29 protein-coding genes are annotated in these 26,671 nt (G+C 64.3%); 11 read left to right on the top strand and 18 right to left on the bottom strand.

Annotated elements, in window-relative coordinates:
• Positions 1–2: 2 nt before the first annotated feature.
• Positions 3–191: a hypothetical protein gene (locus tag ACQ5BL_RS03965; RefSeq protein ID WP_243804944.1), complete on the bottom strand. Its 189-nt coding sequence runs from the start codon at positions 189–191 to the stop codon at positions 3–5.
• A 234-nt stretch (positions 192–425) separates the two neighbouring features.
• Between ACQ5BL_RS03965 and ACQ5BL_RS03970 the strand changes: the two genes are divergently transcribed.
• From ACQ5BL_RS03970 to ACQ5BL_RS03995, 6 genes are all read left to right on the top strand, one after another.
• The gene (locus tag ACQ5BL_RS03970; protein WP_243804943.1) at positions 426–695 is read left to right on the top strand and encodes a MoaD/ThiS family protein; all 270 of its coding nucleotides are present in this window, start codon (positions 426–428) and stop codon (positions 693–695) included.
• An 11-nt stretch (positions 696–706) separates the two neighbouring features.
• On the top strand, positions 707–1,810 hold the full coding sequence (locus tag ACQ5BL_RS03975) for a WD40/YVTN/BNR-like repeat-containing protein (protein WP_243804942.1): 1,104 nt from the start codon (positions 707–709) through the stop codon (positions 1,808–1,810).
• A 154-nt stretch (positions 1,811–1,964) separates the two neighbouring features.
• The gene (locus tag ACQ5BL_RS03980) at positions 1,965–2,294 is read left to right on the top strand and encodes an ArsR/SmtB family transcription factor (RefSeq protein ID WP_243804941.1); all 330 of its coding nucleotides are present in this window, start codon (positions 1,965–1,967) and stop codon (positions 2,292–2,294) included.
• Entirely contained in the window at positions 2,291–2,719 is a 429-nt protein-coding gene (locus ACQ5BL_RS03985) for a YeeE/YedE family protein (RefSeq protein WP_243804940.1), read from the top strand. Before ACQ5BL_RS03980 ends, ACQ5BL_RS03985 begins: the two co-directional genes overlap by 4 nt.
• A 3-nt stretch (positions 2,720–2,722) precedes the next feature.
• Positions 2,723–3,157, top strand: coding sequence for a DUF6691 family protein (locus ACQ5BL_RS03990; protein WP_243804939.1), 435 nt, complete (start codon positions 2,723–2,725; stop codon positions 3,155–3,157).
• Positions 3,154–4,017: an MBL fold metallo-hydrolase gene (locus ACQ5BL_RS03995; RefSeq protein WP_243804938.1), complete on the top strand. Its 864-nt coding sequence runs from the start codon at positions 3,154–3,156 to the stop codon at positions 4,015–4,017. The genes ACQ5BL_RS03990 and ACQ5BL_RS03995 overlap by 4 nt, the downstream gene beginning before the upstream one ends.
• 332 nt (positions 4,018–4,349) lie before the next feature.
• On the opposite strand, the gene aceF is transcribed toward ACQ5BL_RS03995, so the two are convergent.
• The 3 genes from aceF to ACQ5BL_RS04010 all read right to left on the bottom strand — a co-directional run bounded on the left by aceF (position 4,350) and on the right by ACQ5BL_RS04010 (position 9,784).
• Positions 4,350–5,975: a dihydrolipoyllysine-residue acetyltransferase gene (gene aceF, locus ACQ5BL_RS04000; RefSeq protein ID WP_430292785.1), complete on the bottom strand. Its 1,626-nt coding sequence runs from the start codon at positions 5,973–5,975 to the stop codon at positions 4,350–4,352.
• A 10-nt stretch (positions 5,976–5,985) separates the two neighbouring features.
• Positions 5,986–8,634 (bottom strand): pyruvate dehydrogenase (acetyl-transferring), homodimeric type, encoded by a 2,649-nt coding sequence (gene aceE / locus ACQ5BL_RS04005; protein WP_243804936.1) that lies wholly within the window; start codon positions 8,632–8,634, stop codon positions 5,986–5,988.
• A 178-nt stretch (positions 8,635–8,812) separates the two neighbouring features.
• On the bottom strand, positions 8,813–9,784 hold the full coding sequence (locus ACQ5BL_RS04010; protein WP_207886544.1) for a GGDEF domain-containing protein: 972 nt from the start codon (positions 9,782–9,784) through the stop codon (positions 8,813–8,815).
• Positions 9,785–10,124: 340 nt separating this feature from the next.
• On the opposite strand from ACQ5BL_RS04010, the gene ACQ5BL_RS04015 reads away from it, so the two are divergent.
• Both ACQ5BL_RS04015 and ACQ5BL_RS04020 read left to right on the top strand, forming a co-directional pair.
• Positions 10,125–10,778 (top strand): histidine phosphatase family protein, encoded by a 654-nt coding sequence (locus ACQ5BL_RS04015; RefSeq protein ID WP_243804935.1) that lies wholly within the window; start codon positions 10,125–10,127, stop codon positions 10,776–10,778.
• A gap of 17 nt (positions 10,779–10,795) precedes the next feature.
• A complete protein-coding gene (locus tag ACQ5BL_RS04020) occupies positions 10,796–11,620 on the top strand; it encodes a phosphatase PAP2 family protein (protein WP_243804934.1) in 825 nt (274 codons plus the stop codon).
• On the opposite strand, the gene ACQ5BL_RS04025 is transcribed toward ACQ5BL_RS04020, so the two are convergent.
• The 10 genes from ACQ5BL_RS04025 to ACQ5BL_RS04070 form a co-directional block, all read right to left on the bottom strand.
• Positions 11,607–12,179 (bottom strand): hypothetical protein, encoded by a 573-nt coding sequence (locus tag ACQ5BL_RS04025; RefSeq protein ID WP_207886547.1) that lies wholly within the window; start codon positions 12,177–12,179, stop codon positions 11,607–11,609. The genes ACQ5BL_RS04020 and ACQ5BL_RS04025 overlap by 14 nt on opposite strands.
• 92 nt (positions 12,180–12,271) lie before the next feature.
• Positions 12,272–12,649: an NUDIX hydrolase gene (locus tag ACQ5BL_RS04030; protein ID WP_430292786.1), complete on the bottom strand. Its 378-nt coding sequence runs from the start codon at positions 12,647–12,649 to the stop codon at positions 12,272–12,274.
• Positions 12,634–12,894 carry a hypothetical protein gene (locus ACQ5BL_RS04035; RefSeq protein ID WP_207886549.1) on the bottom strand — a complete coding sequence of 87 codons (261 nt, stop codon included), beginning with the start codon at positions 12,892–12,894 and terminating at the stop codon, positions 12,634–12,636. The genes ACQ5BL_RS04030 and ACQ5BL_RS04035 overlap by 16 nt, the downstream gene beginning before the upstream one ends.
• Positions 12,895–13,009: 115 nt before the next feature.
• The gene (locus ACQ5BL_RS04040) at positions 13,010–14,389 is read right to left on the bottom strand and encodes a sensor histidine kinase (RefSeq protein ID WP_243804933.1); all 1,380 of its coding nucleotides are present in this window, start codon (positions 14,387–14,389) and stop codon (positions 13,010–13,012) included.
• Positions 14,389–15,045, bottom strand: a complete 657-nt coding sequence (locus ACQ5BL_RS04045; protein ID WP_243804932.1) for a response regulator — start codon at positions 15,043–15,045, stop codon at positions 14,389–14,391. The genes ACQ5BL_RS04040 and ACQ5BL_RS04045 overlap by 1 nt, the downstream gene beginning before the upstream one ends.
• 89 nt (positions 15,046–15,134) lie before the next feature.
• Positions 15,135–15,932 (bottom strand): SDR family oxidoreductase, encoded by a 798-nt coding sequence (locus tag ACQ5BL_RS04050; protein WP_243804931.1) that lies wholly within the window; start codon positions 15,930–15,932, stop codon positions 15,135–15,137.
• Positions 15,919–16,605 carry a TenA family transcriptional regulator gene (locus tag ACQ5BL_RS04055; protein ID WP_243804930.1) on the bottom strand — a complete coding sequence of 229 codons (687 nt, stop codon included), beginning with the start codon at positions 16,603–16,605 and terminating at the stop codon, positions 15,919–15,921. The genes ACQ5BL_RS04050 and ACQ5BL_RS04055 overlap by 14 nt, the downstream gene beginning before the upstream one ends.
• 11 nt (positions 16,606–16,616) lie before the next feature.
• Positions 16,617–18,083 (bottom strand): AMP-binding protein, encoded by a 1,467-nt coding sequence (locus ACQ5BL_RS04060; protein ID WP_243804929.1) that lies wholly within the window; start codon positions 18,081–18,083, stop codon positions 16,617–16,619.
• A complete protein-coding gene (locus ACQ5BL_RS04065) occupies positions 18,073–18,756 on the bottom strand; it encodes a thermostable hemolysin (protein ID WP_243804928.1) in 684 nt (227 codons plus the stop codon). The genes ACQ5BL_RS04060 and ACQ5BL_RS04065 overlap by 11 nt, the downstream gene beginning before the upstream one ends.
• A gap of 79 nt (positions 18,757–18,835) precedes the next feature.
• Complete coding sequence (locus ACQ5BL_RS04070; protein ID WP_243804927.1) at positions 18,836–19,741, bottom strand: LysR family transcriptional regulator; 906 nt, start codon at positions 19,739–19,741, stop codon at positions 18,836–18,838.
• A 101-nt stretch (positions 19,742–19,842) separates the two neighbouring features.
• Here ACQ5BL_RS04070 and ACQ5BL_RS04075 point away from each other — a divergent pair, with 101 nt between their 5' ends.
• The 3 genes from ACQ5BL_RS04075 (at position 19,843) to ycaC (ending at position 22,181) form a co-directional block, all read left to right on the top strand.
• Positions 19,843–20,709, top strand: coding sequence for a pirin family protein (locus tag ACQ5BL_RS04075; RefSeq protein WP_243804926.1), 867 nt, complete (start codon positions 19,843–19,845; stop codon positions 20,707–20,709).
• 102 nt (positions 20,710–20,811) lie between these two features.
• Positions 20,812–21,498, top strand: coding sequence for a hydrolase (locus ACQ5BL_RS04080; protein WP_207886558.1), 687 nt, complete (start codon positions 20,812–20,814; stop codon positions 21,496–21,498).
• Between the two features lie 56 nt (positions 21,499–21,554).
• Positions 21,555–22,181, top strand: coding sequence for an isochorismate family cysteine hydrolase YcaC (gene ycaC / locus ACQ5BL_RS04085; protein WP_243804925.1), 627 nt, complete (start codon positions 21,555–21,557; stop codon positions 22,179–22,181).
• Positions 22,182–22,259: 78 nt separating this feature from the next.
• Here the strand turns inward: ycaC and ACQ5BL_RS04090 are convergent, their stop codons facing one another.
• The 4 genes from ACQ5BL_RS04090 to ACQ5BL_RS04105 form a co-directional block, all read right to left on the bottom strand.
• Positions 22,260–22,754, bottom strand: a complete 495-nt coding sequence (locus tag ACQ5BL_RS04090; protein ID WP_243804924.1) for a hypothetical protein — start codon at positions 22,752–22,754, stop codon at positions 22,260–22,262.
• Positions 22,738–23,031, bottom strand: coding sequence for a hypothetical protein (locus ACQ5BL_RS04095; protein ID WP_243804923.1), 294 nt, complete (start codon positions 23,029–23,031; stop codon positions 22,738–22,740). The genes ACQ5BL_RS04090 and ACQ5BL_RS04095 overlap by 17 nt, the downstream gene beginning before the upstream one ends.
• A gap of 1,119 nt (positions 23,032–24,150) precedes the next feature.
• Positions 24,151–25,305 carry a hypothetical protein gene (locus ACQ5BL_RS04100; RefSeq protein ID WP_243804922.1) on the bottom strand — a complete coding sequence of 385 codons (1,155 nt, stop codon included), beginning with the start codon at positions 25,303–25,305 and terminating at the stop codon, positions 24,151–24,153.
• Entirely contained in the window at positions 25,302–26,528 is a 1,227-nt protein-coding gene (locus ACQ5BL_RS04105; protein WP_243804921.1) for a hypothetical protein, read from the bottom strand. The genes ACQ5BL_RS04100 and ACQ5BL_RS04105 overlap by 4 nt, the downstream gene beginning before the upstream one ends.
• Positions 26,529–26,671 lie beyond the last annotated feature (143 nt).

Genomic DNA, 26,671 nt, shown 5'->3' on the forward strand with positions numbered 1-26,671 from the left:
CGTCAGTGGTTGGCGCTATCCGGTGGACGCGCGTGGCGGCAATGCCAGAGCGCCCAGAAGGCCAGTTCGAGAGGCAGGGTCAGCGGTTGCAGTTCGAGCCAACGGGCATGTTTGCGCGGCAGACGGATAGCGCTGCCGGCCTTGCGGGCGGCGACGGGTTCCAGCGGTGCGGGCGAAACGAGCAGGTGCATGTTGGACGGGATGGCTGACGATGCGAGCAGCGTCGCACAGGCTCATGCGTTTATTAAATGTGATTTTCGAGATGCTTAGATTTGAAAAATCGAAACTGAACGCCCGAGGCTCATCGCCACGAGCGCCGTTCCAGACGCGTCGGGAGGGGATCGGATGCAGCCGGTCGTGTGCGCTGATGGGCAATCGAGCCTCCCCTACACTGGGTGCATCTTTCGTCAGAACCGGGTCAGCCCATGTGCCGCATCGTCTTCGCTCCCTCGATCCAGCGCCATGTCGCGCTGGAGGAGCGCGAGCTGTCGGCGCCGACCTTGCGCGCGGCACTGGAGGCGGTATTCGTCGAGGCGCCGGCCTTGCGTGGCTACCTGCTGGACGACCAGGGCGGGTTGCGCCGGCACCTGACGATCTTCATCGACGGCCTGCGCCTGCGCGACCGCGTCCGCCTGAGCGATGCGCTAGCGGCGGATAGTGAGGTCTATGTGGTGCAGGCTCTAAGTGGCGGTTGAGGAGGCGGACTATGGATGATCGACTGCTGGTAGCGACCCGCAAGGGGCTGTTCACCTTTCAGCGCGACGTGAACGGCTGGCAGGAAGCCCGCCGCGAATTCCTCGGCGAACCCCTGAGCGTGGTGCTCGCCGATCCTCGCGACGACACCCTCTATGCTGCGCTCAATCTCGGCCACTTCGGCTGCAAGCTGTGGCGCCAGCGTCCGGGCGAGGAATGGCAGGAAATCGCGGTGCCGGTCTACCCGCCGCAGCCCGACCCGCTGCCGGAGCCGAAGGAGGGCGATGCGCCCCCCGCGCCCTGGACCCTCCAGCAGATCTGGTGCCTGGAAACCGGCGGCGCGGCCGAGCCCGGCGTGCTCTGGGCCGGGACCATTCCCGGCGGACTGTTCCGCAGCGCTGACGGCGGCGACAGCTGGGAGCTGAACCGTCCGCTGTGGGACCGCCCCGAGCGCGCCCGCTGGTTCGGTGGAGGCTATGACTGGCCGGGTATCCATTCCGTCAGCGTCGACCCGCGCGACAGCCAGCACCTGACCGTGGGCGTGTCCTGCGGCGGCGTCTGGCAGAGCGATGACGGCGGCGCCAGCTGGCGCAACACCACGGCGGGCATGTACGCCGACTACATGCCGCCGGAACTGCGCGAGGACGGCGCCATCCAGGACCCGCACCGCCTGGTGCAGTGCCCGGCGCAACCGGACCGCCTGTGGGTACAGCACCATAACGGCATTTTCACCTCTACCGACGGCGGTGCGCGCTGGCACGACGTGCAGGTCAAGCCCTCCAGCTTCGGCTTCGCCGTTGCGGTGCACCCCACCGAGCCGGATACCGCCTGGTTCGTACCGGCGGTGAAGGACGTCTGCCGGGTGCCGGTGGACGGGCGCTTCGTGGTCACCCGCACGCGCGATGGCGGGGCCACTTTCGACGTGCTGGACAGTGGCCTGCCGCAGGGGCCGGCGTTCGATCTGGTGTACCGCCACGGCCTGGCGGTGGATGACGACGGCATCTGCCTGGCGATGGGCTCCACCACCGGTGGCCTGTGGCTGTCGGAAAGCGGCGGCGACCACTGGCAATGCCTGTCGGCCAACCTGCCACCGATCTACTGCGTGCGTTTCGGTTAGGTTCCGCGTCCGGCATTGCAGCGCCAGGGCAGGGGAGTGCCCCGGCGCGGCCTGCACTAAAACCCACCGCTGATCTGATGGGCAGATATCGGGCTAGTCACGCTGCGATAAACAATCTATAAAAATATAGATTGTTTATTTGTAGATCGTTGCCATGACCGTTACCACGCTCGACCCCGCCGACGCCTTGCGCCTGCACCAATCCGCCGAATCCGCCTGCCAGTTGCTCAAGGCCCTGGCCAATACCGACCGCCTGATGCTGCTCTGCCAACTGGCCCAGGGCGAGCTGAACGTCGGCGAGCTGGAGGCCTGCACCGGCATTGCCCAGCCGACCCTGTCGCAGCAGCTGGCGGTGCTGCGCCGCGAGGAACTGGTGGAAACCCGTCGCGAGGGCAAGCAGGTCTACTACCGCATCGCCAGTCAGCAGGCGCTGGCGGTGATCGAGACCCTGTATCGCCTGTTCTGCGTGGAGGCAACGGAATGATCGACTGGACCAGCTTCACTCCCGTCAGTGCCCTGGCCGGTGGCGTGCTGATCGGGCTGTCGGCGGGGCTCTTTGCCGTGCTCGATGGCCGCATCGCCGGCATCAGCGGTCTGCTGGGCGGGCTCTTCAAAGGTTCCGGCTGGCGGGGTGAGGGGCCGTTGTTCCTGCTTGGCCTGCTGGCGGCGCCCTTGTTGTGGGCGTTGTTGCGGCCGCTGCCGGAGATTCATTTCGAAGCGGGTTGGGCGACCTTGCTGGCGGCGGGGGTGCTGGTCGGCGTAGGCAGCCGTTTCGGTTCCGGCTGCACCAGCGGCCACGGCGTCTGCGGCCTGTCGCGGCTGTCCGGCCGCTCCCTGGTGGCAACCTTGTCGTTCATGGCCACCGGCTTCATCACCGTGTTCATTCTGCGTCACCTGCTGGGAGCCTGAAGCATGGGCAAGATCGTCGCGTTTCTGGCCGGACTGCTGTTCGGCGCCGGCCTGCTGCTGTCGGGCCTGGCCAACCCGGCGAAGGTGCTGGGTTTTCTCGATCTCGCCGGGCCCTGGGACCCGTCGCTGGCGCTGGTGATGGTCGCTGCCATCGGCACGGCGCTGCCGTTCTTCGCCTGGGCGCGGCGGCATGATCGGGCGCTGCTGGGCGGTCTCATGCAGTTGCCCAAGCGCCGCGACCTGGATGGCCAACTGATCGGCGGCAGCCTGTTGTTCGGTGTCGGCTGGGGCATCGCCGGCATCTGCCCGGGGCCGGCGCTGGTGACCTTCGCCGCCGGCTACTGGCAAGGCGCGCTGTTCTGCCTCGCCATGCTGGTGGGCATGGGGCTGCACGCCGGCTACGAATGGCAACGTGACGCGAAGAGGAGACCCGCATGAGCGCCACTATCCAACCCTTCTTCGATTCGGCCACGTCCACCTACAGCTATGTGGTGAGTGATCCGCAGACGCTGTGCTGCGCGATCATCGACCCGGTGCTGGACTACGACGCCGCCGCCGGGCGCATCGGTCATGCCAGCGCCCGGCGCATCGTCGATTACGTGCGCGAACAGGGCCTGGCCGTGGAGTGGCTGCTGGAGACCCACCTGCACGCCGATCACCTGTCCGCGTCGGCCTGGCTCAAGGGTGAACTGGGCGGCCGCCTGGCCATCGGTGCGAACACCACCCGGGTGCAGCGCACCTTTGCCGGGCTGCTCAACCTGGGCGGCAGCTTCCCCTGTGATGGCAGCCAGTTCGACCACCTGTTCGAAGACGGTGAGCGCTTCTTCATCGGCGAGCTGGAGGCCGAGGCATTGCACACACCCGGCCATACCCCCGCGTGCATGACCTATCGGATCGGAGATGCCGCTTTCGTCGGCGACACCCTGTTCATGCCCGACTACGGCACCGCCCGCTGCGACTTCCCCGGTGGCGACGCGCGTCAGCTGTACCGTTCCATCCAGCGGCTGTTCGCACTACCGGAAGAGACCCGGCTGTTCATGTGTCACGACTACCTGTCGGCGCACCGCGAGGAGCATGCGCACGAAACCACGGTCGCCCGGCAGCGCCAGGACAATGTGCACGTGCATGACGGTGTGGACGAAGAGACCTTCGTCAGCATGCGCCAGCAGCGCGATGCGACGCTGCATGCGCCGGCGCTGATCTGGCCGTCGATCCAGGTGAACGTGCGCGGCGGGGTGTTGCCCGAGGCGGAGGACAACGGCGTGCGTTACCTGAGGATTCCGCTGGATCGGATGTGATCGCCGCAGCGGACTCCGTCCGCGATGCTCTTGTGCAATGCGGATCGCGGACGGAGTCCGCTCCTACGAAAGCGAGGCAGACGCACCTGTAGGGGCAACTGTCTTCTACCGGATTATTCTCTGCCCACGTCCCCCTCACCCCAGCCCTCTCCCGGAGGGAGAGGGGGCAGTCCGAGCCGACTGACGCCAAGGTTTCATCCTGCATCGAACGGTCCCCTCTCCCCCTGGGAGAGGGCTAGGGTGAGGGCAGGCCCGAGCACAGGACGCTCTCGTAGGAGCGGGCCATGCCCGCGATCGTGCCCATGGGGCGCTCCTACAGGTCTGCTCCGGCGTTACAGGAGCAGACTGCGTATATCCCCCAGCAACTCACCCAGCCGTTTGGTGAACCGCGCCGCCGCCGCCCCGTTGATCACCCGGTGGTCATAGGACAGCGACAACGGAAGCATCAGCCTCGGCTGGAAGGCCTTGCCATCCCACACCGGCTGAATCGTCGCCTTGCTCACGCCGAGGATCGCCACTTCCGGCGCGTTGACGATGGGCGTGAAGCCGGTGCCGCCGATGTGGCCGAGGCTGGAGATGGTGAAACACGCGCCCTGCATGGCGTCGGCCGAGAGTTTCTTGGTCCGCGCCTTCTCCGCCAGCTCGGCGGCCTCAAGGGCGAGTTGCAGCAGCCCCTTCCTGTCCACGTCGCGGATCACCGGCACCAGCAGGCCGTCCGGGGTGTCCACGGCGAAGCCGATGTGCACGTACTTCTTGCGGATCAGCGCCTTGCCGCCGGGGGCCAGAGAGCTGTTGAAGTCTGGCAGTTCGCGCAGCAAGTGAGCACAGGCTTTCAGCAGGATCGGCAGGATGGTCAGCTTGGTTCCGGCCTTCTCGGCAACCGCCTTCTGCGCGATGCGGAAGGCCTCCGCCTCGGTGATGTCGGCGGACTCGAACTGGGTGACGTGGGGCACGTTGAGCCAGCTGCGATGCAGGTTGGCGGCGCCGACCTGCATCAGGCGGGTCATCGCCACTTCCTCCACTTCGCCGAACTTGCTGAAGTCGACTTCCGGGATCGGCGGGATGCCCGCGCCGCCGGTTGCTGCTGCCGCCGCGCCGGACTTGCTGCTTTGCAGTTGTTCCTTCACGAACGCCTGCACGTCTTCCTTGAGGATGCGGCCTTTCGGGCCGGTGCCCTTTACCTGCGCCAGCTCGACACCAAACTCGCGGGCGACCATGCGCACGGCCGGGCCGGCGTGAACCTTGGTGCCGTCGCGGCTGGGGGCGCCGACCGGAGCTGCGTCCGCAGCCTTGGGCGGTTCGGCGGCCTGCGTGGCGGGGGCGGTGGGTTTCTCCGCACTCGGTGCCGGCGAGGGGGCTGCTGCCGCAGGCGCACTAGCCGCCGGCGTACCGTCTGCGGTTTCCAGTTCGAGGATGTCGTCGCCTTCCTTGAGCGTGTCGCCGATCTTCACCTTGATGGCCTTCACCACGCCGGCCTTGGGCGCGGGGATCTCCATGCTGGCCTTGTCGGATTCCAGCGTCAGCAGGCTCTGGTCGGCTTCGATGCGGTCGCCGACCTTGACCATCAGTTCGATGATCTCGCCCTGTCCGTTGCCGATGTCCGGCACCTTGATGGTTTCCACGCCGCCACCGCTGGAGACAGGTTGCGGCGCGGGGGCGGCAGCCGGTTTCGGTGGTTCGGCGGCGGGCGGGGCAGACGTCTGGGCCGGAGCTTCAGCGGCGGCGCCTTCCGCTTCCAGTTCGAGAATCTCGTCGCCTTCCTTGAGGGTGTCGCCCACCTTCGCCTTGATGGCTTTCACCACGCCGGCGCGGGGGCAGGGGATTTCCATGCTGGCCTTGTCCGACTCCAGCGTCAGCAGGCTCTGTTCGGCCTCCACGCGGTCGCCGACCTTGACCAGCAGTTCGATGACTTCGCCCTGGCCATTGCCGATGTCGGGTACGCGGATGATCTCGCTCATCGTGCTTTCCTCAGCAATCCAGCGGGTTGGGTTTTTCGGGGTCGAGGCCGAACTTGGCGATGGCCTCGGCCACCACCTTAGGCTCGATGTCGCCACGGTCGGCCAGGGCCTCCAGGGCGGCCAGCACCACCCAGTGGCGGTCCACCTCGAAGAAGTGGCGCAGCCTGGCGCGGGTGTCGCTGCGGCCGAAGCCGTCGGTGCCCAGCACCTTGTATTCCTTGCTCGGAACCCACTGGCGGATCTGCTCGGCGTAGACCTTCATGTAGTCCGTGGAGGCGATCACCGGACCCCGGCGCCCGCCCAGGCATTCCTCGACATAGCTGGACCTGGGCTTCTGCCCCGGGTGCAGGCGGTTCCAGCGTTCCACCGCCAGGCCGTCGCGGCGCAGTTCGTTGAAGCTGGGCACCGACCAGACGTCGGCGCCGACGCCGAACTCCTCGCGGAGGATCTTCGCCGCCGCCTCGACCTCGCGCAGGATGGTCCCTGAACCGAGCAGCTGCACGTGGTGCGCGGCGGAGCGGCGGTCCTCGTCGAGCAGGTACATGCCCTTGATGATCCCGGCGGCGGCGCCCTCGGGCAGCGGCGGGTGCGGGTAGTTCTCGTTCATCACGGTGATGTAATAGAAGACGTCCTGCTGCTCCTCCATCATCTGCCGCACGCCTTCCTGGATGATCACCGCCAGCTCGTAGGAGTAGGTCGGGTCGTAGGTACGGCAGTTGGGGATCACCGAGGCCAGCACGTGGCTGTGGCCGTCCTCGTGCTGCAGGCCTTCGCCGTTGAGCGTGGTGCGCCCGGCGGTGCCGCCGAGCAGGAAGCCGCGGGTCAGGCTGTCGCCGGCGGCCCAGGCCAGGTCGCCAATGCGCTGGAAGCCGAACATCGAGTAGAAGATGTAGAACGGCAGCATCGGCTGGCGGTAGTTGCTGTAGGCGGTGCCGGCGGCGATGAAGGAGGACATGGCGCCGGCCTCGGTGATGCCTTCCTCGAGGATCTGGCCCTTCTTGTCCTCGCGGTAGAACATCAGCTGTTCCTTGTCGACGGGCTCGTAGAGCTGGCCGACCGAGGAGTAGATGCCCAGCTGGCGGAACATGCCTTCCATGCCGAAGGTGCGCGCTTCGTCGGGGATGATCGGGACGATGCGCGGGCCCAGCTCCTTGTCCTTGACCAGCTGCGAGATGATCCGCACGAAGGCCATGGTGGTGGAGATTTCCCGGTCGCCGGTGCCGTCGAGCATGGCCTTGAGGGTGTCGAGCGGCGGTGTCGGGATGCGCTCGCTGTTGCCGTGGCGGTGGGGCATGAAGCCGCCGAGGGTGGCGCGACGCTCCTTCAGGTAGCGCGCCTCGGCGCTGCCTTCCTCGGGGCGGTAGAAGGGCAGCTTGGCGAGGTCATCGTCGCGGATCGGGATGTCGAAGCGGTCGCGGAAGGCGCGCAGGCTGTCCACGTCGATCTCGTGGATGTTGTGGGCGATGTTCTTCGCCTCGCCCGTGCCGGTGCCGTAGCCCTTGATGGTCTTGGCCAGTACCACGCTGGGCTGGCCCTTGTGGTTCACCGCCGCATGGTAGGCGGCGTAGACCTTGTAGGGGTCATGGCCGCCGCGATTGAGCTTCCAGATTTCCTCGTCGGAGAGGTCCTTGACCATCTCCAGCAGCTCCGGCCGCGCGCCGAAGAAGTGCTCGCGCACGTACGCCCCGTCCTTGGCCTTGTAGTTCTGGTAGTCGCCGTCCACCGCCTCGTCCATGCGCGCCTGCAGCAGGCCGGCATGGTCCTTGGCGAACAGCGGGTCCCAGAAGCGGCCCCAGATCACCTTGATCACGTTCCAGTTGGCGCCACGGAACACACCTTCCAGCTCTTGGATGATCTTGCCGTTGCCGCGCACCGGGCCGTCGAGGCGCTGCAGGTTGCAGTTCACCACGAAGATCAGGTTGTCCAGCTTCTCGCGCCCGGCCAGGGAGATGGCGCCGAGGGATTCGGGCTCGTCGGTCTCGCCATCGCCGAGGAAGCACCAGACCTTCTGTTTGCCGGCAGGGATGAAGCCCCGGCTCTCCAGGTACTTCATGAAGCGCGCCTGGTAGATCGCCTGGATCGGCCCCAGCCCCATGGACACCGTGGGGAATTGCCAGAAGTGCGGCATCAGCCGTGGGTGCGGGTAGGAGGAGAGACCCTTGCCGTCCACCTCCTGGCGGAAGTTCACCAATTGCTCGTCGCTGACCAGCCCCTCGATGTAGGCGCGGGCGTAGATGCCCGGCGAGGCATGGCCCTGGAAGTAGATCAGGTCGCCGGCGTGTTCCTCGGTGGGGCCGTTGAAGAAGTAGTTGAAGCCGATGTCGTAGAGGGTCGCCGAGGAGGCGAAGGTGGAGATGTGGCCTCCCAGGGACGGGTCCTTGTGGTTGGCGCGCATCACCATGGCCAGGGCGTTCCAGCGCACCAGGGAGCGGATGCGGCGCTCCATGAACAGGTCGCCGGGCATACGCGCCTCGTGTCCGGCCGGGATGGTGTTGCGGTACGGCGTGGTGATGGCGTAGGGCAGTTGGGTGCCGGTGCGGCTGGCCAGCTCGCCGAGGCGGGTCATCAGGTAGCGGGCGCGGTCCTCACCTTCCTTTTCCAGTACGGATTCCAGCGCGTCCAGCCATTCCTGGGTTTCCACGGGGTCGATGTCGTGCATGGTCAGGGGTCCTGGTTACGGGGTCGGCTCTACGCTATGCCGGCTCCGGGGCCAGTCCCACCGCCAGTTTGGCGGAAAGGTCGAAGTCCGTTTCCGAACTTCGCTGCCTGCCGCCGGCACGCGCGCGTGGGTTAGAGCTTAGTCAGCCCGGGCGCGCCTGTCGGGGCAGGTCGTCGAATCAGCGCGTGCCGTCCAGTCGCAGGTCCTCGCCACGCGCCCATTGCGCCACTGCCAGCCGATTGCGTCCGTCCTGCTTGGCCTGGTAGAGCAGCCGGTCGACCGCCGCCACGAAGTCCAGCGGGCGATCCCCCGCATGCGGCACAGCGGTACCGACGCCCAGGCTGATGGTCAGCAGCGGGGCGACGCGGGACTGCTCATGGGCGATGCGCTGCTCGCGGATGACGTGGCGGCAGCGCTCGGCGACCTGGGCCGCCGCCTCGCTGTCGGTTTCCGGCAGCACCAGGACGAACTCCTCGCCGCCGAAGCGCGCGATGAAGTCGCGCGGGCGGTGCAGCGCGCCGGCCAGCGCCTTGCCGACGCTGCGCAGGCAGTCGTCGCCCTGGACGTGGCCGTAGTGGTCGTTGTACTGCTTGAAGTAGTCGATATCGAGGAGGACCAGCGACAGCGGCTGGCCGCTGCGCTGGGCACTGCCCCATTCGGTGTCCAGCACCGAGTCGAACATGCGCCGGTTGGCCACGCCGGTCAGGCCGTCCTTGTAGGAATACTCCTCCAGCTGGCGCTGCAGCATGATCAGCTGTTCCTCGGCGCGCTTGCGCTCGCTGATGTCGAACATGAAGCCGACCAGCGATTCCACCTCGCCGTTGGCGTCGCGCACCACGTGCACCACGTCGCGAATCCACACGTAGTCGCCGGTGGCGGTGAGCGCCCGGTAGTCGGCCTCGTGGTCGGTGCCCTCGCGCGACTGCGACACGCAGAAGCCCACGACCCGCTCACGGTCCTCGGGATGCATGCGTTCGGCCCAGTCGTTGGCGCTGATCCAGCTCGACTGGCTCCAGCCCAGCAGCGCTTCGATCTGCGGGCCGATGTAGGCGAAGGTCATGGTCTTCCAGTCGATCTTCCAGGGGATGGCCTGGGTCGATTCGAGCAAGGTCTTGTATACCGCGCTGTCGGAAGGGGCGTCGTACTGCATGTGCGCATCCTGGTGGCAAAGTGCCTTGTTTATACCGTACTCCCATGCCTCCCGGCGTGTCGCCGGGCGACAGAGAGGCTCGCCTGGCGCGCCTTCTCGACGGGCGGTCATCGGCCTGAACGCTCGTGTGCCCGGCGTCCTCAAGGTCCAGGTGGGTGGTAACGACATCTTCAGCAATTCATGACGCCATCTTCACACTCTCGGCGCTACGTTCTCCTCGCCCGACATCCGACACCCAGCCGTGCGATGTGAGCCCAGGAGCGGGCAGGGTCTCGGTGTGCCACAGAGCATTCCGGGTAGGGCAGGGAAGCAGCCTCGAATGCCAGCCAGCGGAAATCAAATGCCAATGCCCTTCGCCCGTAACGTGCGACGAATCCTTGCCAAGCGCTTGCTGGTGGTGCCGCTGGTGGTACTCGTCCTGGGGCTGATCAGCGGCTTCTGGCTCATTCGCCCGCCGGCCGCCGAGAACATCGCCCACGACCAGGCCAGTCTCGATGCGCTGCGCGAGCACTGGCGCAAGGGTGACCTGATCGTCCTGGTGCGCCACGCCGAGCGTTGCGACCGCTCCGATTCCCCCTGCCTGGCCTCGCCCGAAGGCATTACCGTGCGTGCCCAGGCTGAAGCCCAGGTGCTGGGCGAACACTTCCGCGTACTCGGCCTGACCGACAGCGACATCCTCAGCAGCCCGAAAATCCGCGCCGAGCAGACCGCTGCCTCGATGTTCGGCCAGGCCCCGGCGCAGCAGGAGTGGCTGGCCAGCTGCCGGGGCTCGATGCTGCGCGATGCCCGGCAACACAAGGTTCCCCACCGCAACCTGATCCTGGTGACCCATAGCGAGTGCATCGAGGATCTGGAGGCCACCGTGAGCATCGCCGAACCGGCGACACCCGACTATGCGTCGTCGCTGTTCCTCATCAGCGACGGCAGCACCGCACCCAAGCTGCTCGGCTACCTGGATGCCGATCAATGGGCCGCCGTCGCACCGATCCGTTGACCCCGCAAGGACCCTGCATGTCCGCAACACGTTTCTACCTGATCACCCTGGGTGTACCGCTGCTTCTGGCGGTACTGCTGTTCTGCACCTTCGACCTGACCAACCTGGATGTGCTGATCAGCAACCACTTCTACGACCCGCTGACGAAGACCTTCGTGCTGCAGCACGACCGTCTGTTCGAGAAGCTGACCCACAAGTTGCCGCGCATCCTGCCCAACTCCCTGGGTGAGCTTTCGGTGATCGGGATGGTGCTGTCCTTCGCCTGGACGCTGTTGCCCAAGGGACGCTTCACCGCCTGGCTGGAGCAGGTGCGGGTCGCGCCGGTGCTGCGCTGGTTCGTGGCGCATCGCCGCGACTTCATCTTCCTGGTGGTATCGATCGCCATCACCACCGGCATGGTGCATTACTTCAAGAGCCACACCAGTGTCTGGTGCCCGGTGGAAACCACGCTCTACGGCGGCGTCCACGAGAAGCGCGAGTGGTTCGAGAACTTCAGCCTGCTGCACGAGGCGGGCGAGGGGCGCTGCTGGCCGGGCGGCCATGCTTCCAGCGGTTTCACCCTGCTGGCGCTGTATTTCGTCGCCCGTCGTTATCGCTGGCAGCACGCCCGCAAGCTGTTCATTGCCGTGATGACCATCGGCATGATCTACGGCACCACCCGCGTGCCCCAGGGCTGGCACTTCGTTTCGCACACCTTCTGGTCGGCCATTCTCGTGTGGCTGACGATGCTGGGCACCGCCCTGGCGTTCTACGGGCGTGAGCGTCTGAGCCAGCCCGCTTTGGGTGCGATCCGGCAGACGCCGGAGTCGGTGGCCGAAGGGATTTCCGTCAGCGCGCGCTGATGCTGCTGGAGGCGCTGCCCAGGCGGTAGCGCTCCAGTTCCTGCGGCGTGAGTACGCGCATCTTCTGCGGTTCGATGCCCTGCATGTCGTCGGCCAGGGCAAGTGGGATGTCCATGTCGCGCAGGTAGCCGCGGGCGTTGTACGCGCCGCTGGCCAGGGACGAGTCGCCGCCCGGGTAGTAGGGACGGTGCAGGCCGACATAGCCGCGCACCGTCTTGCGCTTGCCGGCGGCCAGCAGGTAGACGCATGAGCCCTGGCACAGGCTGTTGGACGGCACCAGCGTCTCGAAGCCGGACTCGCGCAGCAGGCGCCCCATCTTGATCGACTCCGCCGCGCTGCCGCCGATGCTGTCGAGCAACGCCACCTTGCGCGCGAACTTCCCGGGATTGCCCATCAGACCCTTGAGCAGTCGCTCGTAGTCCCCAGGGGCGATGTCCTCGGAAATGCGCACCGCCAGCACCGGGCCGACCTTGCTGTGCTGCACCGGTTGCACCTCGACCTTGGCCAGGGCAGTGGCGGAACACAAAAGGGTGGCGCAGAGCAGGGTGACGCGGCGCATGGGTGGAAAGTCCTGTCAGAGGGTTCATTCAGAAGCCGCCGAAGATACCGCGAAGCACCGGCGCCTTGCACCTCCGAGTTGCCCGCCGGAGCTCAGCTCGCCCTGGACAGGCAGGTGCGCAGCAGGCGGCGCACCGATTTGTTGATCTTGCGCCGCTCGACGTCTTCCGGGCCGAACCAGCGGCAATCGGCGATCTCGTTTAGCGGTACGGGTTGCTGGGCCGGGTCGATCGGCGCCTCGAACACGTAGTGCAGCGTCTGGTACAGCTCCAGCGGCGCGAGGTAGCTGAGCTGCGCGGCGTGCAGGCCGGTTTCCTCGTTCAGTTCGCGCAAGGCGGCCTGGCCCGGGCGCTCGTCCCGTTCGATGCGCCCGCCGGGCAGGTTCCATTTCGACCGGGCCTTGCGGACGAAGAGGATCTTGTCGTCGAGACGGCAGATGACCGTCGCACGTTCCTTCAGCGATTTACCCATGGCGGCACCTCTGCGGCAAAACCAATCACTCTGCAAACCTCGGACGCGTCGCCATGGATGAAGAATTGCTGGGTGGGGTAGTCAGTTACGTAGATGAAATGCGCGGATGGTAAGGGCCGGGCTTCAGCGGCGTCTGTAGGGGGTTTCCTAGCATCCTGCTTCGACATCCTGACTCTCGAACGTCCGGGGTATTTTTTCTTCAGACGGCAGGGCGCGGTGGCATGTTCCTTGAGATTCTTCCCCATGACCCTTTCTCCTTACCTCAGAGCGCGGGTGCTTTTTTCTGTAAGCATAAGAGGTCGGAAGAAAATCTCCATCGGCTAAATGGGTTAGGCCAATAATCTCGACGTGCGGTGAAGTTCAGGGCCGGGACGGGGCCTGCACGGGCAGACGTACGCGGGCCTGGAGGCCGCCTTCGGGACGGTTGCTCAGCTTCACGTCGCCGCCCAGGCGTTGCATCGCGCGGTTGACGATGGACAGGCCCAGGCCTGCGCCATTGGGGTTGCCTTCGCTGTAGAACCGCTCGAAGGCCCGCTCCAGCCGGGCTTCCTCGATCCCCGGGCCGCTGTCCTGCACGGTCAGCAGCAGGTCGTCATCCTGGCGTTCGAGGGCGATGCGCACGGTGGCGCCAGCGGGGGAGAAGTTCACCGCGTTGCTGACCAGGTTCTGCAGGACCACTTCCAGCGCGCCGCGATCGCTTCGCGTGAGGTAATCGCCGCTGGCGATCTCAAGGTCCGGTTCCACCTGCTGGCGCAGCATCCAGGGCGTCAGCTCGGCGAGACTGTCGGTGATCAATGCCTGTACATCCAGCACCTTCCAGTGGCTACGGTCGGCGGCCGGCTCCAGGCGCGCCAGGGTCAGCAACTGGTTGACCACCCGGCTGAGCCGATCGACCCCATCGATCAGGAAGTCCAGGGCCTTCTGCCGCTCCTGCTCGCTGTCCGCCTGGGTGGCGTTCTGTGCGTGCAGGCGCAGGACCGCCAGGGGCGTGCGCATTTCATGGGCCGCGTCGGCGATGAAACGATGCTCGCGGTGGAGCAGGGATTCCACCTGGCTGAGCAGGCGGTTGAGCGCCGCCTGCATAGGCTCCAGCTCGCGCGGCAACGGCACCAGTTGCAAGGGTTCCAGCGAATCGGCATGTCGGCCACGGATCACCCGCGCCATGTTCTGCAGAGGTTCCAGCCCCCAGCCGATGGCCAGCCAGACCAGCAGCGCCAGCGCCAGGCTGCCGGCCAGGTAGGGCATCAGGGTGTGGCGCACGATGCGGCCGACCAGATCGTCGCGCACGTCGTAACGCTCGCCCACCCAGATCACCAGCTTCTGCGCCGGTACCGGCAGCACGAAGCTGCGCCACTGCTGGGCGTCGAGGGTCTCGTTGCTGAAGCCGGGAGCCTTGGGCGGCGTGTCGAAGGTCGGCGCGCTGGGGGAGCGCACATGCAGCTCGCCGTCATCGCTCCAGACGACGAAGGCCAGCTTGTTTTCGTACGGGTGGCCAGGGCGCCCCTCGCCGGACTGGCTGAGTGCCTCATTGAAGGCGTGGTACAGCGTCTGTCGCTCGGCGCCGGCCAGCGGCAGGCTCATCACACCCTGCAGCAGGCGGGCGTTCTGCGCCAGGTGGGCGTCGTAGATTTCGGCAATCTCGTGGCTGCTGTCATGGTAGTTGTACAGCGCCAGCAGACCCGTGCCCACCAGCAACAGAAGCATCACCCGCCACAGGGTGCGGCTGCGCAGCGAGGTCATCAGGCTTCCACCAGGTAGCCGATGCCGCGCACGGTGCGGATCAGGCCGCTGAACAGCTTCTTGCGCAGGTGCGAGATGTGCACTTCCAGGGTGTTGCTTTCGGCGCTTTCATCCCAGCCATAGAGCAGCTGGGTCAGGCGGTCGCGGGTGAAGACCCGGCCCGGTTGCGCCAGCAGTTCGTGCAGCAGCTGGTATTCCTTGGGCGTGAGCACCACGGCGCGGCCCTGGAAAAAGACCTGCTGGGTCGAAGGGTCGAGGCTCACCCCGGCGTGCTCGATCAGCACCCGCGCCCGACCGCTGCTGCGGCGCAGCAGCGCGCGCAGGCGGGCCTGGAGTTCATTGAGGTCGAAGGGTTTCACCAGGTAGTCGTCGGCGCCGGCGTCCAGCCCGGCGATGCGATCGTCCGTGGCGTCGCGGGCGGTGAGGATCAGCACCGGCACCGTCGAGCCCGACGCGCGCACGCGACTGAGCACCTGCAGGCCGTCGAGCCGTGGCAGCCCGAGGTCGAGCACCACCAGGTCGAACTCCTCGGTCTGCAGGGCGTGCAGTGCGCTTGCGCCGTCCTGCAGCCAGTCGATGGTATAGCCCTCCTGGCGCAGGCCGGTGCGTACGCCTTCGCCCAGGGCCTGGTCGTCCTCAACCAACAGCAAACGCATGATCAGTCCTGTCCTGCCTGGATTTCCCTGAGTAAAGCATCGAACTCGCCGCGCCGGGCCCGCTCATGGCCGGGTGGCCGTGGCTGCCGTCAGGGCTGTTGCTCGTGGCGGCTGTGGCGGCGGATCAGTGGCAGTTGCTTGCGCAGCGCGCGGTCGACGATACCGGGCAGCATGCCATTGATGCGCACGAAGAGTTTTTCCGGCCAGCCCAGGTACAGTTCGCTGCGTTCGGCTTCGATGGCGGCGAGCACGGCCCGGGCGACGTCGCGGGGGTCGTCGCTGCTGGCCTTGAGCGCTTCGTTGAGTGCCATTGCCGCCGCGCTGTTCATGCCGGTACGGGTGGTGCGCGGAGCGACGTAGAGCACGTTCACCGAGGTGTCCGCCAGCTCGCGGCGCAGGGCCTCGGAGAACCCGCGCAGGGCGAACTTGCTGGCGCAGTAGACCGCATAGCCGGGATAACCGATGGAGCCATAGATGGAGCCGACGTTGACCACCAGCGCCTGGCGTTGCTCGCGCAGGGTCGGCAGCAGCAGGCGGGTGAGGTGCAGGGTGGCGCCGATGTTCAGTTCGATCATGTCGTCGAGGCAGGGCTCTTCCAGCTGGTCGAGCATGGCGAACTGGTTGACCCCGGCGGCGTTGATCAGGAGGTTGGCGCCGCCGTTGCGCCGCAACGCATCCAGCACGGCCTGGCGATCGGCGCCATGGCGCAGGTCGGCGGCCTGCCAGCGCAGGTGTTCCGGGTAGCGCCGCATCAGCTCGTCCAGTGCCCCGGCGTGACGGCTCACCGCCAGGACCCGGGCGCCGGCCGCGCAGAGTTGCTCGGCCAGTGGCAGGCCGATGCCGCCGCTGGCGCCCGTCAGCACCACGCGGCATTCAGACAGACGCATGCTGCACCTCGTCCTGCTGTGCCCGGGCACGCGGCAGGCCACGGAACATGTCGGCGTACAGGCGGTAGACGACCTTGGCCGCGTGGGTCACCGCTTCCTGGTCGGCCGGGTCCTCCAGGCGGTTCATCAGGCGGCGGTAGGTCTGCATGTGGTCCTGGTCCAGCGCGCCGTGGGAGCTCAGGTAGCTGAAGGCTTCCGGGGGCAGGCCGAGGCTGCTGCGGATGCTGCCGGCGGCCTGGCTGGCGAGGGCGATGCTGGTGCCTTCGAGCACGTTGACCATGCCGAACAATCCCACCGGGTTGCCGCGCTGGATGAGGTCGTAGAGGAAGGCCACCATCAGCTCGATGGCCAGCGACGGGCGACCGCTGCGCACGGCTTCGGCGTCGCCGCCGCAGGCGGTGATGTCATCGAGAATCCAGCGTTCGTGGCCGTATTCCTCGTCGATGTATTCGCATACCGCGCCGCGCAGCCACTCCAGGTGTGCCGGCAGGCGCGCGCCGCAGGCCATCATCAGCGGAACGGTATGGCGGACGTGGTAATAGGCCTGGGTCAGGAAGGCGATGTAGCCCTCCAGGCTGACGGTGCCTGATAGTGCCTCGCGAATCACCAGGACGCCGAACAGCGCCTCGCGCTCCTGGGCGGTGGCGGATTGCAGGGTGTCGAAGAAGGGCATGGGACAACACCTCACTCGGTGACCATTTCGGAAAGGGTTTCGCGGTAGCGCTCGAGGATGGCCGCGCGGCGCGGGCGGCCATTGGGGGTGAGCAGGCCGCTGGCGCTGCTGAAGGGTTCGGGCAGGCGCGCCCAGCGGTGTACCCGGGCGTAATCCGGCAGCTGCTGGTTGCACTGGCGCACCGCCTGTTCCAGGGCCTGGTCGGTGCAGGCCGGGTCCACCGGCCAGAGCAGGGCGAGGTTCTGGTGCAGGCCTTCGCCGTGGACGAAGGCCTGGAGCACCATGCCGTTCTGCGTCAGTTCGGCTTCGATCCACTCCGGGTTGACGTTGCGGCCGAAGCTGGTGATGAACTGGTTCCTCTTGCGCCCGGCGAGGTACAGATAGCCGTCCTCGTCGAAGTGGCCGAGGTCACCGGTTGGCCACCACTGGCCAAGGTGCGGCGGTTCGCCGAGATAGCCGAGCATGGCCGAGCCGCTGACCAGCACCTCGCCATCGTCGGCCAGTTCCACCTGCACGTGGGGCAGGGGGCGGCCCACGCTGCCCGGCCGTTCCGCGCCGGGGCGGTTCAGGCAGACCACCGAGGCGCACTCGGAGAGCCCGTAACCCTCGAACACCGGCAGCCCGACGGCGGCGGCGCGCTGCAGCAGCGACGGCGCCACCCGTGCGCCGCCCACGGCGACGAACTTCAGCGGGCCGGTACGCATCCCGCCGCGCTCGATGGCGGTGACCAGGCCAAGCAGCAACTGCGGCACCAGGATCAGGCTCTGCGCCCCGCTCAGGGCGATGGCGCCGAGGAAGCGCTTCCAGTCCACGCTGCTCGAACCCCCCAGGCCAATCTGCTCACTGGACAGCAGGGTCAATGTGGCGCCGGCGTAAAGGGCGGCGTACAGGCCGAGGTTTTCCAGCAGCACTGCCAGCGGCAGGATGGCCAGATGACGGCTGGGCTCCGCGGGCCGGCTGGCGACTTCCAGCTCACGGGCGACACGCAGCAGGGCACCGGCATCCAGGCACACGCCCTTGGGCGTGCCGGTGCTGCCTGAGGTGTAGGTGATCTTCGCCGTGCCCAGGGGCAGGCCGGCGTCCACCACGGCCGGGCGGTACCAGAAGGTCTCGCCGCGACTGAAGCCGTTGCGGCGCAGTTCGTCCTCCATGCCGGGTTCCACCAGGGCCAGGCTGGCCTGGCTTTGCATCAGGCAGTGGGCGCGCTGGGAGGAGCTGAAGAAGGGCGGCAGGATCAGGCAGGGGCGTTGGCTGAACAGGGCGGCGAGGTCCCAGATCAGCGCCTCCGGGCCATTGTCCAGGGCCAGGGCCAGGGCGCCTCCCGGTTGTGCAGCGAGGTGCGCCGCGCGTTGTTCCACGGCCTCCAGCATCTGCGCATAGCTGTAGCGCTGGGTTGCGCCACGCAGCGCCAGCTGCTCGCCATGGTTGCGGGCGTGGTGGCGCAACAGATGCAGGAAGTCGTCCAGCTCAGGCTGCATGTTCGTGTCTCGCCCGGTAGAGCAGTACCGGGAAGCCCAGGCGCTGGTAGGTCCCGCTGTTCTCCAGTTGTTCGTGGCCGTAGCGGATGCTGCCGGCGAACACCTGGGGATGCTGGTCGTAGTAGGTGCCCCATTCGGCCAGCTCGCCGTTCAGTCGCGCCGGGTCGGCCGGCGCCAGGACCGTGGGTTCCAGGCCCAGGCGATGGAAGCTGTTGAGCAGCGTCGCCGCGCCGGTGAATGCCACCCAGCGCAGCCCGCGCGCGGCCAGCAGCCAGGTCATCGCGGCGATGATCAGGCGCGCGCTGCCGGCATTGCGGGCCGCCAGGTTGCCCACTTCCGCCAGCTCCTGGCGCGGCACGGCGTAGCCGGCGATGCGCGATACCGGGCTCTCCAGCGGCTCGTCCAGGTAGCGTTCGAGAAACAGCGACTCCCGTTGCGCCAGGCGGACGCCGGCCACCGCCACCAGCGCGCCGTGGCGGTCGCGCAGACTGAGCAGCTCGGGCAGGTAGTGATGCAGGTTGGCGTGGTGGGCGCGGCCGAAGCGCTCATGCACGAAGGCTTCGATCTCGCGTCGTTGCGGGTCGTCACGGCCAATCAGACCCAGGCTCGCCAAGTGCGTGTCGCGCGGGCCGAAACGGAACGGAAACAGCGACTCCCATTCGAATTGCGTCATGACTCCCCCCACGATGGTGATAACTCGTTTGGGGGAGTATTCGCCGCGAATCTGAATGCAATCTTAAGGGACGCGCCGTTCAGGCCATGTCGCTGCGCTCGAACTCCTCGGCGAGAAAGTCCAGCAGCGCCCGCACCGATGGCAGCAGTCCGCGCCGCGAGGGGAACACCGCATGAACCACCCCGGTGCGCGGCGACCAGTCCGGCAGCAGGTTGACCAGGTTGCCGTTGTTGAGGTCCTCGCATACCACCACCGCCGGCAGGTGCACCGCGCCGACCCCGGCCAGCGCGGCCTGGCGCAGCGCCATCAGGTCGTCGGTGACCAGTCGCGGGTGGTGGCGCACCTGGGCGCTGGCGCCCTTGGGGCCGTCCAGCTGCCAGTGGTATTCGCGTTGCACCGAGCCCCAGTGCAGCGTCGGCAATGCCGCCACGTCGGCAGGAATCGGCCGCGCCGTCAGCCGCTCGCGCAGCGACGGCGCGCCCACCACGCGCTGGCCGCTCTCGCCCAGCACCTTCATCACCAGGTCGGTGCTTTCCAGCGGCGGGAAGCGCACCCGCAGGGCCACGTCGATACCTTCCTGGATCAGGTCCACCTGGCGGTTGGTGGCGTCCACGTGCAGCGCCACCAGCGGGTGCTCGACCATGAAGCGCGCCAGCATCGGTCCGACCCAGAAGTTCAGCAGGGCGGTGGGACAGCTCAGGTGCACCACGCCCTGAGGCTCGGAGCGGTGGCGTTCGATCACCTCGGCGGCGCCCTCGGCTTCCACCAGCATCGCCAGGCAATGGCGGTAGTACTCCTGGCCGATCTCGGTCACCGAAAAGTGCCGGGTGGAGCGCTGGATCAGGCGGACGCCCAGGCGCTCCTCCAGTGAGGCGATGCGCCGGCTGAGCTTCGACTTGGGCTGGTCCAGGGCGCGACCGGCGGGGGCGAAGCCGCCATGTTCGACGACCTGGGCGAAGTAATAGAGATCGTTGAGGTCTTCCATTTCAGTGTTCTCCAGATGGAACTCTGAGGTGAATTATCGCCGTCTACCGACCACATTGTTGCAGATTTATCGTGTCTCCCATGCACTACAGGAGGCACCCCATGAAACAGATTCTCGGCATCTACAGCGCACCCCGGCCGCACTGGGTCGGCGATGGCTTCCCGGTCCGCTCGCTGTTCTCCTACGACAACCTGGGCGAGCACCTGAGCCCCTTCCTGCTGCTGGACCACGCCGGTCCCCATGACTTCACCCCCAGCGCCAGCCCGCGCGGCGTCGGCCAGCACCCGCACCGCGGCTTCGAGACGGTGACCATCGTCTACCAGGGCGAACTGGAACACCGCGACTCCAGCGGTGGCGGTGGCCGCATCGGCCCCGGCGACGTGCAATGGATGACTGCCGGCGACGGCATCCTCCACGAGGAATTCCACTCGCCGGAGTTCAGCCGCAGCGGCGGCACGCTGCACATGGCGCAGCTCTGGGTGAACCTGCCGGCCCGTGACAAGCGCACCGCCCCGGCCTACCAGACGCTGCTGGCGGCGGACATTCCGCAGATCGAGCTGCCCGACGGCGCCGGCACCCTGCGGGTGATCGCCGGCCGCTATGACGGCGCGGCGGGGCCGGCCCATACCTTCAGTCCGCTGGATGTCTGGGACATGCGCCTGAACGCGGGCCACACGCTGGACCTGCGGGTCACCGCGGGGCGCAACACCGCCCTGGTGGTCCTGCGCGGCAACCTGCGACTGGCCAGCGGCGAAAGCCTGCGTGAAGGGCAGCTGGCGTTGTTCGACCGGCGCGGCGACAGCCTGCTGCTGGAGGCGGACAGCGACGCCCTGGTCCTGCTGCTCAGCGGTGAGCCGCTAAACGAGCCGATCGTCGGCTACGGCCCCTTCGTGATGAACAGCGACCGCGAGATTCGCGAAGCCATCGACGACTTCCGCGAAGGTCGCTTCGGCCAGCTGAGCCGATGAGTGTCACATCCCGGACTTGGCGGGCGCCTAGTCTGGAACATCTCCCCCGCTGGAATGCGAGGGGCACCGAGGGCCGGGACGGCCCTTCCGAGGAGAACCACCATGAGCAACTTCTCTCAGATCGCCAACTTCAACGGCCAGCGTCCGGTGATCGACCCCGACGACACCGCCATGCTGCTCATCGATCACCAGAGCGGCCTGTTCCAGACGGTCAAGGACATGCCCATGACCGAGCTGCGCAACAACGCCATCACCCTGGCGCGGATCGCCACTCTGGCGAAGATTCCGGTCATCACCACCGCCTCGGTGCCGCAGGGGCCGAACGGCCCGCTGATCCCTGAAATTCACGAAGCCGCGCCGCACGCCCAGTACGTGGCGCGCAAGGGTGAGATCAATGCCTGGGACAACCCCGAGTTCGTCGCCGCCGTGGAGAAGACCGGCAAGAAGACCCTGATCATCGCTGGCACCATCACCAGCGTGTGCATGGCCTTCCCCAGCATCAGCGCGGTCAACGCCGGCTATCGGGTATTTGCCGTGATCGACGCCTCCGGCACCTACTCGAAGATGGCCCAGGAAATCACCCTGGCCCGCGTGGTACAGGCCGGCGTAGTACCGATGGACACCGCCGCGGTGGCCTCGGAAATCCAGCGCACCTGGAATCGCCCCGACGCCGCCCAATGGGCCGAGGCCTATAGCCTAATCTTCCCTCACTACCGTCTGCTGATCGAAAGCTACACCAAGGCGCAGCAGGTAGTGACCGAGCACGAAGTACTGGACTCGCAACGCTGACTCACCCCTTGCCCGGCGCTCGCGCCGGGCTTTCCAACTGCAAACGAGGAAATGCCATGAGCAAGCCCTACGTCCGTCTCGACAAGACCCAGGCCGCCGTACTGCTGGTCGATCACCAGGCCGGTCTGCTCTCGCTGGTACGCGACATCGAACCGGACAAGTTCAAGAACAACGTCCTGGCCCTGGCCGACCTGGCCAAGTACTTCAAGCTGCCGACCATCCTCACCACCAGTTTCGAAACCGGCCCCAACGGCCCGCTGGTGCCGGAGCTGAAAGACCTGTTCCCCGATGCGCCGTACATTGCCCGTCCGGGCAACATCAACGCCTGGGACAACGAGGACTTCGTCAAGGCGGTCAAGGCCACCGGCAAGAAGCAGCTGATCATCGCCGGCGTGGTGACCGAGGTCTGCGTGGCCTTCCCGGCGCTGTCGGCGCTGGAGGAGGGCTTCGATGTGTTCGTGGTGGCGGACGCTTCCGGCACTTTCAACGAGGTCACCCGCGATGCCGCCTGGCGCCGCATGGAGGCCGCCGGCGCGCAGATGATGACCTGGTTCGGCGTGGCCTGTGAGCTGCACCGTGACTGGCGCAACGACATCGAAGGGCTGGCGGCGCTGTTCTCCGCGCACATCCCGGATTATCGCAACCTGATCACCAGCTACAGCCTGCTGACCGCGAACAAGTAACGCGCGCCAGATGGCACAGCTCGCGCGGAGGCCGGAAGGGCAGCTCCCTCCGGCACTCCACGCGACCTGACGCCGGCGTCATGCCGGCGGCCGGGGAGGGTGGGCAAGCGGCGTGATGTAACGATTGCCGAGCGACCAGTGCGACACGCCGTGCCGCGCCTCCTGCAACAACTGGAAGAAGCGGATCAGGTAACCCGTCTCGAAACACTTGCGAGCCATGCCGACGCTGAAGCGCTGGCGCGCCAGGAACAGTGCATTCCACGGCGCGGACAAACCGTCCGGCGCCAGGCTGCACTGTGCCTCATGCATGCCGCGCCGCAGCAGGTCGAGGTTGCGGCCCTGGCTCGGCGTCAGCGGAATGCGCCGGCAATAAGGCGTCGCCGCAATCTCCCGGACATTGCTCAGCACCCGCAGGTGGGCCAGCCAGAAACCCTGCTCGATGTGCTCCCGCGTCGTCTCCAGCAACGCCAGCGCCGGTGCGTCGTTGCGTTGCAGCAACATCGTCCACAACGAATCGATGGCCTGCATGGCGGTCGCGTAGTGCGCAATCGCCGGATCAGGACCTGCGTTCATCGACATTCCCATCCGACCTGTTCCGTGGATGTTCCAGCGCGAGTTCATAGAGCTGGCGCGCCTCGCCCACCAGTGGCGCGAGCGCCGAGGCGAACCGCGCGGTGGCATGGATCAGGCCGCGATCGGCGTCGTCTTCCATCAGCCGCAACAGGTCCTCCACCGCCGTCAGGCGCCGCAGCGCGGCTTCATGCAACTGCTGGGGCGGCGCCAGCGCATTGATGAAGAACACGCCCTCGCCGGGTTGTGTGGCCAGGGGAACGAGTTGTAGTTCAAGCATGGTGTGCCTCCGGATGGAGGGCGGGGAAGGGCAGTGGGGAAGGGCGGTGCGCGGGGATAAAAGGGGGGAAGTGCATTGGCTGTGCTCCTCTATGGATGAGGAACCGCCAGTCAACCGTCCTACGGGTGGAGAGGCGGTCCGTGCAGGGGTAGGAACCCGGAACAGAGGAGCAAGAACCGGCAGGCCGAAGCCTCCCTACACGGACCGCCATAGAACACCACATCTGCAGGACGGACTGCTCCCGCATTTATGGCTTTGGCGCTATCGCTGTCGTTTGCTCATTGCTCGGGGTCCTACGCCCGGCCGCGGTGTTGCTGCGGCGACCAAGAGGCTAGAGACGGCGCTTGTAGGCCCGCAAGGCTAAAGGAACGTAAGACCTTTCGCTTGAAAGCTGCGACGGAACATCAGGACATTGCTGACGGAATGAAACAGGTCTCACCCGCGTACGATTCTGCCGACTGTTCAGAGTGGCCATTCACGAAGCCATTCCTTAGCTGTAGGAGCGACCGCTCAGCAGGACAATACCGACCGATACAAAACGGCCGGTTGCATCAGGCAGAAACCGGCCAAAAGCGGACTTTCAGACTGGGGAAGTAAATGCCTCATTTTCTTCGTTCGCTTGGGCAGCAAGCCGTCTTTATTCTCAGGCTGATGGCGCTATCGAATTAGACCAATAACAGGCAATATTATAACGCCTTATTGATACTATCCTTAGATATTCTCAGGAGGCCAGCGACGCCCTCGAGAAGGAATTCACGCCATGCACTCCTTGATCAAAATACACATCAAGAACTTTCGCTCATGTAAGGAGGCGATTTCACCCTACTGGTTGGCCAGAATAATATGGAAAAACCTACGCATCCTTGATGCGATCAGGTTGGTGTCTGCACCTAAAATATTTGCGAGGCAGGGTATGAGTCCTGGTTTTTATTTAAATAGCAAATAATGGCGAATAGCTGGAGCGGTTGATAGTTAAGGTCCGGAAGTTAAGGCCTGCAGTGCGTCTGGCTTGGGCTGGTTCCAATGAGATTATCGGTTTCCTAGACTGTTCGTAAGTAGGGCGTTGTATACGGGGCAATGAAAAGCCCTCCGGAGAGGGCTTTTGTAGATACACGAAGATTACTTCTTCAGAGCTGCTTTTTGCTCGTTGGAGCCATAGAGCTTGACCAGATTTTTTTCGATTGCTTTGTAAGCCAGATCTTCCTTGTCAGCTGCTGCTTTAAGCGCCTTGGCAGTTGGGAGCTTGTCCGGGCCCTCTGACACAGTTACCTCAACCTGCTGGAATCTCCTCTCTTTATCTGTCTCAAAGCTGTTGGCGGCTTTGGCTAGCTGCGATACCGTATAGGGGCTTCCGCTAATCATATGATCAAGAGTGATGCTGGTCGGCAAGTCTCCTAACTTAGTCGTTATGGTTAATTTTCTCTCAAGGCCATTTACGGTTCCCTTATGGAGAGGTCTTGGGTAGAATAAGTTCGTTGGGACAATAGTATATAGTATCGTATTTGTCTTTTCAGTGGCCACAACGTGGAGTTCAAGAACCATCGTTGGATCATCTTTCAAGCCATCGAATGGCTTAACGTCATCTGTTACAAGAATTGTAGGCGTGCTCGCGTGATAGTCTCCTAGCTTTCCAGTATCTGCGTTGTTCGCCTGTGCAAATTTATCCATAGCTGCTTTCCCATCACCATTCGGATAATACTTCCCGGCGATGACAAGAATGCAGAGGTCTTGGTCAGAGTTTGTAAGGGTTACGGTTTTTTCTCTTTCCTTGTCAAATTTGGCTGATGCCTCTGCAAGTGCTGCGTCGATAGCCTTTTTCTTTTTCTCGGGATCTGTTTCTGATTTATATAAGGCCATCGCTTGGTTTTTCGCTTTGAGCAATATACCCTCTTTTTCTTTAGCTATGGCCATTATGCTTTCTTCTTGTGGCCAATAAGGCTGCCTGCCCTCTATTGATAAGGAGCTTTTGCCGGATATTGTAACGTCCGAACTGAGATAGTCAGCCTTTGCTTTCATGTACTCTGCGAGGTAGTCAAGCCCTTGCTTTGCGACGAATAAGCCAATCTCTACCCCAAACGCACCTTCAGGCCGGGTGGATAGATAATCGCACCCACTACCATTTCTAATGAAAAGTCTGGTTTCAGCCCTGGCTACAGGGTTTTGTATGTTTATCTTTTTGTAGTCTACACTGCCAGTTCCGAAGACGTCTGACGTCGTCTGACTGGCACAGCCAAACAGAAAAATAATTGACGCGGCAGCTATCAGGGGTTTCATTTTGTTACTCCATTCGTAGTGATCAGCTTGGCGTAATTAACCCTTTGCTTGTTGCTTGGCTCGCAGCCGTTGTAAGAATTACTACTGCCGGAGTGAATGCCTAGAAGTAATAGCTTGTCTCTTTTGGTGTCATAGCCATATATGGGGGCCCCAGAGAATCCTGCAACACTATTGCAGGCGTGAATTAGGCATCCATTAGGGTACTGCTTTAATATCTTACAAAATCCTTCCCCGTAAGGGCTCCAGATAACTTTTTGGTTGTACTTTGACTTGACAATATTAGGGTCTGGCAAGTCATAGCTTCCGGCGTTGTCTAATATTTCGGCCAGGTTAGTGTGAATAACCATGGATGGAATGAATAGATCAGTATTCCATTCGATGTCTGAGCCGTCGGCAATCAAATCTGGTATTTCTGCATTGTCGGGTGTCTTTGTTTTAATAAATGATACGTCGCAATCAGTTCCGCAGTCGGTTATCTCTAGTCCTTTAATTGGGATGATCTCGTTTCCAGTAATTATGCTGTAGCTGCTGTTTATGCAGTGTTTGGCTGTAATCCATACGCCAGGTTTATATACGGAGATTGCGCATACGTGCCTAACGCTGGTGTCAACCAGCGAAGAAAGGTCACTCAGAGCTCTAAGGTAAGTTAGCCGTTTGGATGTTTCCGGATATGCACTTGAAGTGACGGTATCAAGCCCGGTAAAACAATCATAGACATAGCGCTCGTCCAGGCCGCCTTTGCATTTGCCTGACTGAGAAATTCGATTTTGCAAGTCAATCTTATCAACCCGGTTGCCCAGATAATTCTTTACCAGAATGCCGCCAGTAACTCCGTCCACAGTGATCTTATCTATATCTTTTGGCTTGGGTGTATCCAGAAAATTGTTCAATGGTACCTTGGGGATGTATTCGATAAGTGCATTGTCCGGGTGGTAGGCCCCAAGATCTGTGGAAGAGTAGGTCTTCCAGTATTGCTCATATATTTCAGTTTTTGATCCTGGGGTATCCTTCAGCTTTCTTTCTTGCTCAACTTGAAATTTTATAATTTTGTCAGGAGTTAAGAGCATATTCTTCATTTTGTTATTATTTGGGTCTAACCACCAGCGACCCGAATTTTCAGCTCCAGCTGCCGGAGCATTATCACCAATTAGATCGGCTGCATTAGAGATTGAGAGCGCAAAGGCAATGAAAAGCGCTGCGAGTGCTTGCGTTATGTTTTTCATGAGGCTCAATATCCTTATCGAGAGTGTGTTTTAGTCTCTGTAGACTATGCTCTGAAAAACGTCCAATTTTCTCAAAAATGATACAATATTTTGGCGGGATCGGGGAGTTGCTTGGGGGAGGAGGTTAAGCCAAGATTTCAGTT

It is taken from the genome of Pseudomonas sp. B1-22, from assembly GCF_050474425.1.
Classification (GTDB): Bacteria; Pseudomonadota; Gammaproteobacteria; order Pseudomonadales; family Pseudomonadaceae; genus Pseudomonas.